General features: G+C 59.5%; 8 protein-coding genes. 4 read left to right on the forward strand and 4 right to left on the reverse strand.

What is annotated here, in order from left to right:
* Positions 1-32: 32 nt before the first annotated feature.
* Positions 33-1,505, reverse strand: coding sequence for a glycoside hydrolase (locus AC1L6K_RS19475; RefSeq protein WP_480952828.1), 1,473 nt, complete (start codon positions 1,503-1,505; stop codon positions 33-35).
* 981 nt (positions 1,506-2,486) lie between these two features.
* On the opposite strand from AC1L6K_RS19475, the gene AC1L6K_RS19480 reads away from it, so the two are divergent.
* The 4 genes from AC1L6K_RS19480 (at position 2,487) to katG (ending at position 7,275) form a co-directional block, all read left to right on the forward strand.
* On the forward strand, positions 2,487-2,963 hold the full coding sequence (locus AC1L6K_RS19480) for an MSMEG_3727 family PQQ-associated protein (RefSeq protein ID WP_480950481.1): 477 nt from the start codon (positions 2,487-2,489) through the stop codon (positions 2,961-2,963).
* 15 nt (positions 2,964-2,978) lie between these two features.
* Positions 2,979-4,670, forward strand: coding sequence for a PQQ-dependent dehydrogenase, methanol/ethanol family (locus AC1L6K_RS19485; protein ID WP_480950482.1), 1,692 nt, complete (start codon positions 2,979-2,981; stop codon positions 4,668-4,670).
* Between the two features lie 34 nt (positions 4,671-4,704).
* Entirely contained in the window at positions 4,705-4,800 is a 96-nt protein-coding gene (pqqA, locus tag AC1L6K_RS19490) for a pyrroloquinoline quinone precursor peptide PqqA (protein WP_480950483.1), read from the forward strand.
* A gap of 240 nt (positions 4,801-5,040) precedes the next feature.
* Positions 5,041-7,275 (forward strand): catalase/peroxidase HPI, encoded by a 2,235-nt coding sequence (gene katG, locus AC1L6K_RS19495; RefSeq protein ID WP_480950484.1) that lies wholly within the window; start codon positions 5,041-5,043, stop codon positions 7,273-7,275.
* A gap of 1,758 nt (positions 7,276-9,033) precedes the next feature.
* On the opposite strand, the gene AC1L6K_RS19500 is transcribed toward katG, so the two are convergent.
* From AC1L6K_RS19500 to AC1L6K_RS19510, 3 genes are all read right to left on the reverse strand, one after another.
* A complete protein-coding gene (locus AC1L6K_RS19500) occupies positions 9,034-10,509 on the reverse strand; it encodes an APC family permease (RefSeq protein WP_480950485.1) in 1,476 nt (491 codons plus the stop codon).
* Positions 10,510-10,731: 222 nt separating this feature from the next.
* Entirely contained in the window at positions 10,732-11,391 is a 660-nt protein-coding gene (locus AC1L6K_RS19505; protein WP_480950486.1) for a DUF5134 domain-containing protein, read from the reverse strand.
* A 141-nt stretch (positions 11,392-11,532) separates the two neighbouring features.
* Positions 11,533-13,482 carry a primary-amine oxidase gene (locus AC1L6K_RS19510; protein WP_480950487.1) on the reverse strand — a complete coding sequence of 650 codons (1,950 nt, stop codon included), beginning with the start codon at positions 13,480-13,482 and terminating at the stop codon, positions 11,533-11,535.
* Positions 13,483-13,698: the final 216 nt, after the last annotated feature.

The following is a 13,698-nucleotide window of genomic DNA, read 5'->3' on the forward strand; positions in this document are numbered from 1 at the left end:
TCGATGCACAGTTGATGAAACGTGGGGTGGGTCTAGCTCAGGGAGGCGGCAAGCTCGGTTTCCGGGGAGGGTGAAGCCGGGGCGGAGCCGCGGATGAACAGTGAAAACTCGGTGACGGTGACGTCTCCCTCGCCGACGAACACACCAACGCGGCCTGTTGGCCGGTCGTAGATGCGGGTGCTCAGGACCGCGGTGTTGTCAACGGTTGCCACGCACAGGTCGCCGTCGACGATGACTTCCAGTTCGTGTTCGCCAGGTTCAAGGGTGACGGGCCGCTCAAGTTCGATGGAGTGCGGAACGTCGCCGGAGATCTGCCATTGTTCGGTGCCGGTGGAACGGCGCGGCCAACGGTCGAAGACAAGCCGCCCACGCTTTGGTTCCAGGCGCAGGCTGTACCCTTCATCGCCGTCGGCACTGGCCCGCAGGAGGATGCCGCATTCGCTCGTTTGCTCGGCAAGGTCAAAGCGGGCCACAACCCTGAATGCATCCGGGGCGTCCTCGTCAGTGAGGATGTCCGCGTAGCTGTCGGGGGCGGTGAGTTGGGCTGCGAAGGGGCTGCCTTCCATCTGTTCGGTGAAGGTCTCCCGCAGTTCCTGCGCCGGATGGAACGCCAGCGTGCCGTCTTTGCGCTGCTCGGCTTCAAGGACGGACATGGTGCCGGCCCATTGCCAGGCGCCGTCGTCGGTGGCGCCTTCACGGGATGCGATCCAGCCAAAGAAGAAGCGGCGTCCGTCCCGGGCGGCCGACTTGGCGGCATAGAAGGCGCGCCCGTCCAGCGAATCGTGCTCCGGCACAATCCAGGGGCCGGCCAGGCTTCGGGCCATGCGGTAGCGCGTTGTGAACGCCTCGCTGAATTCCGAATAGACGAGGTACCACCACTCCCCCCACTGAAACACCTCGGGGCATTCGTGGGCAATGTAGCGGCGCGGGTCCCAGAAGGGTGGGGCCGGCTTCCACTGGTTCAGGTCCTCGGACGTGCATTGGGCAATCACGCCACGACGCCGGGCCGGGCCATCGTTGTGGCGTGCGGTAATGAGCATCCGCCACAGTTGGGCGTCTTCGTCCCAGAAGACGAACGGGTCGCGCCAGTCTGCTGTTTCGTAGCCTGCGGTGGCTCCGAAGGTGTGTTCTTCGTGCCGCTGCCAGGACGCCATGCCATCGCTGCTGCTCGCATGCATCACGAGTTGGAGCGCCAAGCCGTCCTCCCCCGTGTTGCCCGGGTTTTGGCCCGTGTAGAAGGCGTGGTGCACGCCGGTTGCATCGAGCACAATGCTTCCGGTGTAAATGTTGAAGTCCGCAGATGCCGGCCCGTTCGATGCGATCGATTCACCGGTTTCGCGGAAATCAACAACATTTTCCGTCACTACGCGATGCCATGGCATGCCCTCCTTGGGGCTCCGGCGTGACTCGTGCAGGTAGAACAGGTGGAAGACGCCGTCCTCCTGCCAGGGGATCACATCCCCCACCCACGCCTCGGTTGGTTTGTAAAAGCCGCGCTGCTTCATAGTCGCCTCAAAATAGTTGGTTAACCGCTTATTCACGACCATAAGGGCACTCAGAGAAGTTGGTCAAGCGGTTAAGCAAGTATTTCTCCGAAAGATTTTTATCCGCTCGATGTGATTCACGCCATCTGCACGGAGGCCGGCCGCGGCGCCCGGCACGGCACGGCACCAAATCGTCATCACGTGACCGGCAGATTCAAACCCGTCAGGCCCTGGACCGCAAGTCCAAATATTCAGATCCGTCCAACCGGCGGGGAACCCCATGACACCCCCTTGACCCCATCCGTGACGCCGACAAGTGGACCAGCTCGCCCCTGCCATGCGCCTGGGCACCGTGGCAGGTGTGCAGCCCATCACTCACTCCCATCAACTGGCCGCTCTCGTCTTGATCAGATCATCAATCCAAACCGAACAGCCGCACCGGGCCCAGAAGTCCGAGACTTCAGTTCCCGTCCAAACGGGCAGGCGACTGCGTTGGTTGACCATGAAGTGCTTGGCAAAATCTTCATCCCCGCCGCCGCCTCGGAATGCCTTGCATCGCCTGAGCCATGGCCCGCAGGCGCCCTGGTCTGCAGACTTGGCCCCGGAACTGCAGGCTGAACGACGCTTCCCGAGCAAGAAGTGACGCGCCAGGATGGCAGCGGCATCAACTTGCTCTGGATCGAGTGAGTTCCCCCAGCCAAGAGTGGGCATGGCTTTTTTAGGTAGCAAAAACGGGTAGGTTCCGGATTGCAGAAATTGCGTCGAATGCGCATTGTGGGGTGGGTTGGGTTGGTTTGTGTGATGTGAGTCTCGTTGTGAGCGGTGGTTTTTGGGGGGTGAGCGGGTGGGTGTTGGGGGTGGGCGGTTGCCTGTGGTGGTGGGGTTGGGGTGGGAATATGGTTGTCTTTCAGCTGGCCCGGATGGGCGGGTGGACTCGTATTTTGCTTGGTGCGGCGGAGTTGCTGTGGTGGGCAGGCGGGTTCTTGATGGAGGAGGTGTGTAGTGACGGTTGCTGAAGAAGTGAAAACTGACGAGCGGTCTGAATTGCTGGCTTTGTATGGTCTGGATGGCCAGAACAAGGCCTCGATGGGTCGTGTGTTGTCAACGGGGACGATAGCTGCGGCGACAGAGCGTGCTGACGGGGTGATGGAGGCGACGATCAGGATCAAGGAAGACTCGGTCGCTTGGGAACCGGCAATTTTGGTGCTGCCTCGTGGCGGTGTCCTTGAGCTGACGGTCATCAATGATGACACGAACACGCATTCATGTTTGTTGCCCAGCAATGGGGATCAAAAGTTCTTGTGGCTGCTCAATCATTCCAAGGGCAAGGCCAGGCTCGTTCTGGACGGTCCCGGCTATTACTGGTACTCCTCCCCGGGTGGCAACGACGAGGGCCGTGGCTTGACGGCCGCGATTGTTGTCAAGGGCGAAGTGCCTCCTGAAGCACGGCTGGATCGACCCGAGCAGCCTCGACCGTAGAAAGGGATTGAACTAATGACTATTGAAGTTGAATATGTAGATGCTGGCGAAGCGGTCAACCACAGTGCACTCAGTGCTGTGCCGGGGATCGCGCCGGCGGTAACGAACGATGTCAATTACGACCGTCTCCTGAACGCCCGTTCAGAGTCGCATAACTGGCTTACTTATTACGGTAGCTACGACGGCCAGCGGTACAGCCTGCTGGATCAGATCAATACCGAGAATGTCACTAAGCTCACCCCGGCCTGGATCTTCCAGGCCGGTCAGTCAGGCCAGATCGCTGGCGCGTCTACGTACGCGTTTGAGACCTGCCCGTTGATCGTTGACGGTGTCATGTATGTCACCGGCTGGGATGGCTGGTTCTGGGCCCTGGATGCAGTCTCCGGCCGGGAACTGTGGCGCTACAAGCACGCCGTGCCTTTTGATGTGTCGCTGTGTTGCGGCAACGTCAACCGTGGTTCCGCGGTCGCCAACGGCAAGGTTTACTTCGTGACCCCGAACGCCCAGTTGCTGGCCCTGGATGCCACCAACGGCGACCTGGTCTGGCAGAAGACCATCGGCGATGTGCGTGCCGGTGAAAGTGCTTCGCTGGCTCCGACGGTCATCAAGGACATGCTCATCACCGGCAGTGCCGGCGGCGAGTTCGGTGTCCGCGGCCATGTCGATGCCTGGGACCTGGAAACCGGTGAACAGCGCTGGCGGACCTACATGGTGCCCAAGCCCGGGGAGCCCGGCTCGGAGACCTGGCCGGCCGACGGTGAGGCCTGGCAGCGCGGTGGCGGAAACCACTGGGTTACCGGCACCTACGACCCGGAAACGAACCTGTACTACGCCGGTACCGGCAACCCGGCACCGGACTTCGATGGTGAAGTCCGCAAGGGCGACAACCTCTACACCGATAGTGTCGTGGCACTGAACGTCGATACAGGCGCGATTACCTGGCACTACCAGTTCACCCCGCACGATCTGTGGGACTACGACTCCACCATGGAAATGACCCTGTTCGAGCGTGATGGCAAGAAGTTGATGGGCCACTTCGATAAGAACGGCTACTTCTTCGTCCTGGACCGCACCAACGGCGAACTCCAGCACGTGACCCCCTTCGTGGACCGCATCGACTGGGGAGTCATCACCCGCGACGGTAAAGTCACCCCGCGCAAGTACCCGGACAAAGAAGGCGAGCCCGTTCACTTCTACCCCGGCCCGGCCGGTGCCAAGGAATGGACGCACGCCGCGTACAGTCCCAAGACCGAAATGTTCTACGTGCCCGTCGCCGACGTCGGCGCCACCGCGACCCGGCGACGCCGCGAGTTCAAAGAAAGCATGCCGTATTGGGGTGCTGCTGTTCAGGTCGACATCGACGACATGGCCGGCTCCGTCAGTGCCTTCGACACCTATGGTGAAGAGAAGTGGCGCTGGCGCATCGATTACCCGATGGCTGCTTCCATCCTGGCCACTGCTGGAGACCTCGTCTTCGCAGGCACCCCGACCGGTGAGTTCGTCGCTCTGGACGCCAACACCGGAGAGAAGCTCTGGGAGTTCCAGTGTGGCAGCGGCCACCACGGCTCCTCCTCGACCTACAGCGTTGACGGCAAGCAGTACGTCGTCGTCCCTGTCGGTTGGGGCGGCTGGCTCGAAGGCATCATCCCCGGCATGCTCGGCGCAGGCCACGGCAGCGCCCTGATCGCCTTCGCCCTCCCCAGCTAAACCACACCCAACACAAGAAAAGGACAACACCATTATGAACAACACAACAACCACCTGGGAAACACCCACACTCAAGGAAATCCGGGTCTCCGCCGAGGTAACCGCCTACGTGGACACCATGGACAAATAAGTCCATACAAACAATAAGCAATAAATAAGCAACACCAGTGGGGTGCCGGGCCAAAAGGCCCGGCGCCCCACACCCCAATCCACGAAAGAACCCCCCAGTGACCCGGGCACACACGCGGAAGCGCAGCCGCCTCCCGTTGTCCATTGTGATGTACGCTAACAAGCAACGATGCCTCCCAGCGGACATCTCGCTGGGCATTCTTTCCACTTAGAGTCATTGGAGACTCACAGAGGAGTAGCCATGTCGGGAAACCCTGATGCCTACGTCGACCGTACTTACGGCCAGACCGTCACAGCGCGTCGCTCGTCCACCCGAGAGAGCCGTCCCGCGGACGCCGGGAGGCCAAATGAATGGTGGCGTCATGGGCTGGACCTGAGAACTTTGGCCCGCCCCCGGCGCTCCGCGAATCCGCTGGGCGAGGATTTTGACTACGCCAAGGAATTTCTCACCCTGGACCTTGATGATCTGGCACGCGATGTGGACGAGGTGATGACGACCTCACAAGACTGGTGGCCGGCAGATTTTGGGCACTACGGCCCGCTTATGCTTCGGATGGCCTGGCACAGCGCCGGCACCTACCGCGTAGGTGACGGCCGTGGAGGCGCCGCTGCAGGCATGCAGCGCTTCGCCCCATTGAACGGGTGGCCAGACAACCGAAACCTTGACAAGGCACGCCGCCTCCTGTGGCCGGTTAAGCAAAAATACGGCAACAAGATCTCCTGGTCAGATCTCATGATCTTCGCAGGCAACCGCGCTCTGGAATCGATGGGCCTGAAAACTTTCGGTTTCGGCGGTGGCCGGGAGGACGTGTGGGAGCCCGACGAGACCTACTGGGGTCCGGAAGACAAATGGTTCTCCGACGAGCGGCACAGCGGCATCCGGGATCTGCATGAGCCTCTGGCAGCAAGCGAGATGGGGCTTATTTATGCCGACCCGCAGGGCCCGGCCACGATGCCCGATCCTATCGGCTCTGCCCGCGACATTCGTCAAACGTTCCGTCGCATGGGCATGGACGACGCCGAAACTGTCGCACTGATTGCAGGCGGGCACACGTTCGGAAAGACGCACGGAGTGGCTGACCCGAGCTCTTGTTTGGGGCCCGAGCCCGATGCCGCACCAATTGAGAAACAAGGGCTGGGTTGGGGGTGTCCCTTCGGGGCAGGCTCTGGCGCCGAAACAACCACCAGCGGGCTCGAAGGAATCTGGACGCCCACGCCTATTACATGGGACAACAGTTTCCTGGAGACCCTGTTCGCCTATGAATGGGAGGTGGCTCTCAGTCCTGCCGGGATGTGGCAATGGATCCCGAGCAACGGGGAAGGTGCGGGCACTGTCCCGGACGCCCATGACCCTGACAAGACCCACGTGCCGACAGTGCTCACCACGGATCTGGCGCTAATCGAGGATCCGGCGTTCAAGGAGATCGCGTTGCGATTCCTCCACAATCCAGACCAGATGGAGGATGCGTTCACACGGGCATGGTTCAAGCTCACGCACCTCGATATGGGTCCCACCAGCCGCTATCTGGGGGCGCTAGTGCCCACCGAACCGCTGATGTGGCAGGACCCCCTGCCCGAGGTTGATCATGAGCTCATCGATGCTGAAGACATGGCTGCGCTGAAGCGCCAGCTGCTGGAATCTAGTCTGACGGTGGGCCAACTGGTCTCCACGGCGTGGGCTTCAGCAGCAACGTTTCGAAACAGCGATAAACGGGGTGGGACAGATGGTGCACACATCCGTCTGGAACCGGAGCGAGGCTGGGACGTCAACGAGCCTGCTGCACTGGCAGCTGTGCTGGACAAGCTCGAGCAGATACAGGCGGAATTCAACGAATCCCAGCACGGTGGCAAGCGGGTTTCTCTCGCTGACCTGATTGTGCTGGGCGGGTGCGCTGGAATAGAACAAGCAGCGGCCAGGGCGGGTCATCAGCTCGATGTCCCGTTCCGCCCGGGACGCACCGATGCGACGCAGGAGTGGACCGAGCCCGAGTGGTTCGCCGTGCTGGAACCGAAGGCCGACGCATTCCGGGGCTACCACGGCGACGGCGTCAAACTACCGTCGGAGGTTCTGCTCGTCGAGCGGGCCGCCCAAATGACACTCAGTGCCCCTGAAATGACTGTGCTGTTCGGTGGCCTGCGTGTGATTGGCATCAACAACAAGCAATCCACCGTGGGGGTCCTCACCACAGCACCTGGCGCGCTCAGCAACGACTATTTCGTCAACCTGCTCGACATGGGCACGACATGGGCCCCGACAGTGGGTGATGCCGCGGCGGAGGCTGGCTACGAAGGCCGCGACCGCCACACCGGCGAGCTCAGGTGGGTCGCAAATCGCACGGACCTCATTTTTTCGAGCAGCGCCGAGCTTCGTGCCATATCGGAGGTCTACGCGAGCCAGGAGGCCGGCGACAGGTTCAGGAGGGACTTCGTGTCTGCATGGGCCAAGGTCATGGATCTTGGCCGGTTTGACCGGTAATCATCATTTCTGCCCTTTGTGCGGGCTGGCTGGCCTTGCGGCTGGCCAGCCCGCACTCGTCTGGTGCCTCAGCCCTGCGGGATAGTCGGTTTGGTTTTTGAGGGGTTGGGCAGTGACTGGTCATTGCAGATCCTTCGTGACGACGTGCGCCAATGCTGTTGCCGCTTGTAGCCCGTTGCTGTCGGTGCGGGTTCTTCACCTGCTGTAGACGACTTCAATACACCCATGGTCACCCGTCTGGCGTCTTGACGGGTGACCATGCGGCTGTGGTGCCAGGACCCGTTTTCAATCGTCGAGAAGACGGGCTCGGCCAAGCTCGGCAAGCTGAGCGTCGCACCGTCCCGGCGACTTCCGGCAGCTCCCATGAACTGGTGGATGCTAATTCCAGCGCACCAGTCCCCGAATCTTTTGGCGGTGATGTTGCGCGTGAACGCCATGACCCGTGGTGGGTTTCCACGTCGGTTATGATTTCCATCATCTCGCCGGGTCAACGTCCCAGCGCCGATGGATGGTGGATGTCGTTCTCCATTTCCTAGTGGCCCCGGTCCAAAGAACCAATGAGTTCTGGACTCCCTTGCGCCGGCATCAGTGAGAGATGACGATGTGGACGGTCACGGGCGACCAGCTCTTGGTCGTACGTGGCCTGGAATTGCGGGTGATCCGGGCCCACCTAAGCTACGTGCCAAAATTAGAGTCCCGCCTCCACGCTGACGCACTTGACCGTCCACTCTTTTCCCACGGCCATTGGCAGTTTCGCGGGTCTTGTTCCCGGCCCGGACATCCTTCCACGGCAGGGCGCACTATTGCCTTCCAGGAGCGCTTTGAAATAAGTGTTCTCATTGTTCTTTTCGGACACATTGACCTGCGCCAGTACGGCCCCAGAACTGTGTTCAATGCCGACGAGCAAGTGGAATACTGTGCTGCTGCCATTCTTGGCACCTCGGACTTCCTTCTATCAATGGCTGCTGCATCCACGGTCATTTGGCTTTCTACCCACGCCCCGGCATTCTGTCCATGGCACCGCATCCGGATGCTGCGGGCCCCGGACAGCGTCGTCAGGTGCACGGGCACCGTTACCGCCCGCAGCGAGCTGGCTTCGTTCAGCGTCGGGAGCCATTCCGACGTTTCCACCATCGTCGTCACCCCGGTCACCAACGAGCAGTCCGTGACGACCAACAGAGGTGAGATTCGGTGCCGATATCCGCGTTTCATTCGTGGGTCGGGCAACTCACACAGTGCGGCCAGGATCTTGCCCGGGTCATTCTCCGCCGGCCCGATCCTGGTGAATTCGTCAATGAACAAGACGAGATGAGAGGACGGCATGCGAGAACTCCTGTTAATACAGAGGATTAGACACCTACTGTACTAACAGGAGTTCTAACTTCTTGACGGCCTTGGCCCCGTCCGTCTCACAAGTTAGGACATTGAATCTTCGTCCAGGACCTTGCAGAAGCACTGAGTCCATAAGAGGCACGGCATATGCTGGGACTGCCGTCGCCGAGTCTTTTCGCCTCTGAGGATCGTGCTCTACCACCCCAGCTTTGACCACCGCCAATACTCCAGGCTGGCCAACATTCACTATGTGGAAGCCTGCTGAAATCGCAGCGGCAACGCGCCCACAACGACGGGCTGCCGCTGGCAAGTGCCATGACCAACTTCAAAGGCCAAGCCGGCAACGACTCTCTGCTGCCTAACTCAAAACAAATCACTCACGTCCAAGGTCCCTGACACCCCAAGCATCGGTCCTCACGGCCGTCACTAATATGGAACCTTTTCCAGATCAGCGGCTTCGTGATCTGGAGAGTGAGCAGCGAGTGCCTTGTTTTTCGCGCGTCTCGATTCGTGTTGGGAATAGAACCAAATGGGTACGTATAGCACCAGTACGGTAAGGGCAACCCAAGTGGGAGCCCAGCCGATTTCCAGACTGTTCAGGTAAATCACACCGATAACACACAGCGGTACGTTGAACAGGCCAAAGACCAGGCCGACATGTTTCCAACCCCTGGGCGCCTTGAAGGGCCTTTCCACATTGGCAAAAGCCGGGTCTTTTTTAGATTTGACGTAGGCGAGGAGGGTGAGGCCGTGCGCAATGGTGTATCCAATTGCGGAGGCCCCAAGAACTGCCGAGGCGTTTCCCATGGAAATCAGCGCCAGGTTGAAGGCTGCGATGACCAGCAGGGCAACAAAGGGAGTTCCGTGGCGGTTTGTGTGACCGAATATCTTGGGAAGGTTGCCTTCACGAGACATGGAGTGCATGGCGCGGGAAGATCCCAGGAAAGCCGTTTGGATGATCAGGACCATGGCGGCCATCAACAGGATGATGGTGATGATGGAACCGGCGTGGCCGAAGACCGCCTCGGCGACCGGAATTAGAGGCGACACAGGTTCTGCAAGCACACCGTCAATACCCAGTACGCCGATCACTGACGATTGCAGCAGGACGAACAAGAAAAAGCAGATGATGCCGCAGGCAAACAACGCTTTCGGGGCATCCTTGGACGGTTTTTTGTACTCAGGGCCGTACATGGCTGCGGTTTCCCAGGCACAGGCACTCCAATGCGCAATTCCAAAGACGCCAAAGAGAATCAGGATATGGTGCAGATCCCAAGCCCAGTCAGTCGGCCACCAACTGCCGGTGATATTGGTCAGATCGACGTGTCCGGTGGCAAAAGGGGTCACGGCCAGGATGATCAGGGGAATCAAGGATATAGCCGCCAGGATGTAACCCAGGATGGCGCCTTCTTTCAGACCGAACCAGTTGACCACGAACAATCCGGTGAAAATCACCACACCTGCCATCAAAGACAGCTGATATTCAGTAAAGGTCTCGCCCAGCACAGGAAACAGCCCATGGAGGTAGCCACCGACGAGGATGGAAAAGATTGCCAATATGGGGTTCCAGCCAAACCAGTAGCTCCAGGCGGTGAATCCGCCAAGTAACTTGCCCTTGTTGTACCGCCTCTCGTGGTCTTCGGCATATATATGCTGGGCGAAACCTGGCACCCCTGAAACCTTGGGAAAGGCGGTGGCCATTTCAGCGTAGGCAGTGTTCTGCATGAAACCCTGCAGAACCGATAGCCCCCAGATCAGAATAGCTGCAGCAGACACATACATCGGGAGATACCCCAAAGACGGCAGAATTAGCAAGGGCACACCCAACGCAATGGCCATGCCCTGCTTCCAGTCAATGGACCTTTTCAGGTCATCGGATCCATCCAGACTATTTTTACTCATAACAATCTCCTTTGAACAACTTAATGTTGTTTGATTCTTTAGTTATGTAATTTGGTCCGTGAACTCCCATATAGCAGTGAAAGATGCCGCAACACGCCTGCCGGCAAGTGAAATTGGGGTGGCTTGCCATTGCTCTGCGGGGTTATTGGGACTGGTAGATTCAGGAAGCTGTGAATTCTGTGGCAGCTAGTACCGGGATGCATGAATGTGGGTTTCCCGTGGTTATGTCGTCATGGTGGCGAACATGAGGGCCATGATGGTGGCGGCGAGTGCTTCGAGTCCGTGTTCTAGGCGGGTGGATAGTTTGGGGGTTGGGTGTTTGTGGTGGGTGGTTTTCGTGGTCCGGGAACGTAGTAGAAGGATGATGAATACTATTGCGGCGGTTCCGAAGAACACTGTGAGGGGGATGGCGAGCTCGGGTGAGTGACTCATTGTTGCTGTGGGCGTGTTGGGGATGGGGGTTGCCATTGCGTGGTGGTGGTGGGACATGGCCATTGCGTCTTGGGGGGCGGTTTGATAGCCGTTGGTGGTGATTTGGCCCATCATGGCGATCATGAGGGCGGCACCGGCCATCGTGAGGCTGTGGTAGACGCATTTGAGGCGGCCGTGGCTGGCTGCGCAGAGTGTTTTGAGCTCGGGCCGGGCGATTGCTTGAAGGATGAACCACCAGGCAGCGCCGGTGAGCACTGCGATTTGAGCCAGCATGATCGTTGATCCGAGGTGCCACAACATGGCTGCCATCAGGACGTGCATGAGGGCGTGGAGGGTGTTGTTGATCTGCTCGGTGAGTTGGCGTGATCTGGTGGCTTGCAGGATCTGGTAGCCGCTGCTTAGTAGCAGGGCGGTCGTGAGGATCCAGGTTATTGCGGGGGTATTGAACATTTCGATCACGCCCTCACTACTGGTTGTGGGTTTGATTTAGGGACTGGTTCGGTCCCCGATGCGGCTGCCGACAGCATTGGCATCGGGGACCACCAGTGTGGAACTATTCCTTCTTCACTTCACTTCACTTCAGTTCGTTTGTTAGTTCTGGGTGCAGCAGTGTGTGGTGGTGGTGGTTTCGGTGGTGGTGGTGGTTTCCGAGCTGGGCAGGTTCAGGGTTGGGTTCTGGTCGAAGAAGCCGTGGGGTTCGAGCATGAAGCCGATGTTCTGGCGGGGCATGACGGGCCAGTCTTCGAGGCGGACGACGTGGTGCATGCCGAAGGTGTACCAGACCACGAGGTCTTCATCGACGATGTTTCGGTCTGCGCTGGTCCATGCGGGAAGGCCGTCATCGCCGCCGGTGCTCTGGTTCGGGAATTCCCCGGCCGCGAAGCGTTCGCTCCGGTTGTAAGGGGTGACCCAGAGATTGTTGCGGGCAAATTGTGCGCGTTGGCTCACGTATGACTGGTCGCCAGCGGCCAGGGTGATGCCGTTGGTGGGGATGAGGCGGTAGGCGACCGGTTCGTTCACGACGTTCTTGCTGTCGTGGTTGACGACCTTCCAGAAGCGGTGTTTGGACACGTCCGCCTTGCGGATTGCTGCTTGTTCGGTTTCCAGAAGCCGATCGACCGCACGGAAAGCGGTGTGGGTGGGGTTGTCTTCGGGGATTTCCATGTCGACTTCGTAGACGGCGTTGCGCGGACCGTCGACCTCGAAGTCCATCCTGACGTTGAACATGTGCTGGTGGATGGGCCCGTAGAGTCCTTCGTTGTTCAGTGCCTGCCCGTACGGGGTTTTCTCTCCCGGGTGCTGGGCTGCCGTGGAAAGGATTCCGGTGGCCTTGACCAGGAACTCGATGCTCCCGTCAAGGTAGAGGTGCCAGTAGAAGCCGTATTCGTAGTTGGCAACGGTGGCGATGAAGGAGATCACGAGCTTGCGGCTGCGTCGGACTTCAGCAGTGCCCTCGCGGAAGTCGAAGTGTTTCCACATGATGCTGTCGTCTTCTTCGTGCATGCAGATGGCATTGGCGATGGTCATCGGGTTGCCGTGGCTGTCAGTGGTGATGCCGTCGAAGTACTTGATCTCGCCCAGGCAGTCGCAGCCGAGCTTGAGGGAATTGGCCATGTTGCCGATATTGTATTCCCCGGAATCGAAGGCGTTTTTCTTCGCCTGCACAGGAGCCGGGTCGCCATAGGGGACGACCATCTCCGACAATGACGCCCTGTTGATAACGGGCCGGTCGGTGTCCTTGTCACGGAAACGCAGCTGGTGAAGGACGAGGCCTTCCCTGGGGGTGAAACCAACACGGAAGGACCAGTCGGCCCACCGGACATGGTTTCCCGTGACCTCGAAGGAAGGACCCTCGGGCTGGGTGATGGCAATCGGCTTCAGGTCCGTGCGGGCCGGCCCGACGTACTCGGGCAGGTAGTTCCCGCTGGCACTGGGTACCGGGATGGACTCGTTGTCCTCGACCTTAACAACCTCCCCGGAACTGAGGTCGTAAAAGACAACGAAGTTCTCGATCGGGTGCGCATAGGGACTGTCGGTAGGATTGTCGCGAACGAAAACCAGTGCGCGCATCAAACGCCGCCCCTGGGCGTCTTCTCCGAAATAACCGACCGACCAAGGCTCAAAGCAGACAAGATCCAGATCGGTCAGGCCCCGCTTGGCGAGGGCCTCAATGACGTTCGGATCCTGCCGGCAGGCGTCCTCACACTCGGCAAACTCATCCAACATAAACGGCGGCTGAACACCCGAAGCCAACTGCGTCCACCCCGTAACAATGCCAGCATCAAGATCAACAACGGCCTCGTACGCGTTTCCCGCGCCACGATCAACCAAGACCGCGTCAGCCTCACGCACCGTTTCACTGCCAGACCTCAACAACTCCTTAGACGGCTCACGCAACTCAACGCTAATAAAACGGAACGACTCCGCAGCAGCCTGGCCAGCCTTCAAAAGCGCGACCGCCCGAGAAATCTCGGCACGGGAAAGCGGATCCAAAGGATGCGCTACCCCTACAACAGAGTGAACTTCAGTATTGATAGACATATTATTCTCCTTGATTCTTCATTCAGGATGAGGGACCGGCCAGATTAGCCGGCCAGCAACCAGTCAGATGTGGATTTGCGGTAGCGAATATGGCCTGTGTAGTCGGCCATGATCACGACGTGGTTTCTACGTCCGATGCCGGGTGGATCCCGGCCCAACGCGCCACGCAAGGTGGCACTGATACTCTTTGGCCCACTCGCACCAGGACTTGATCTC

Source organism: Specibacter sp. BI4, assembly GCF_056680095.1.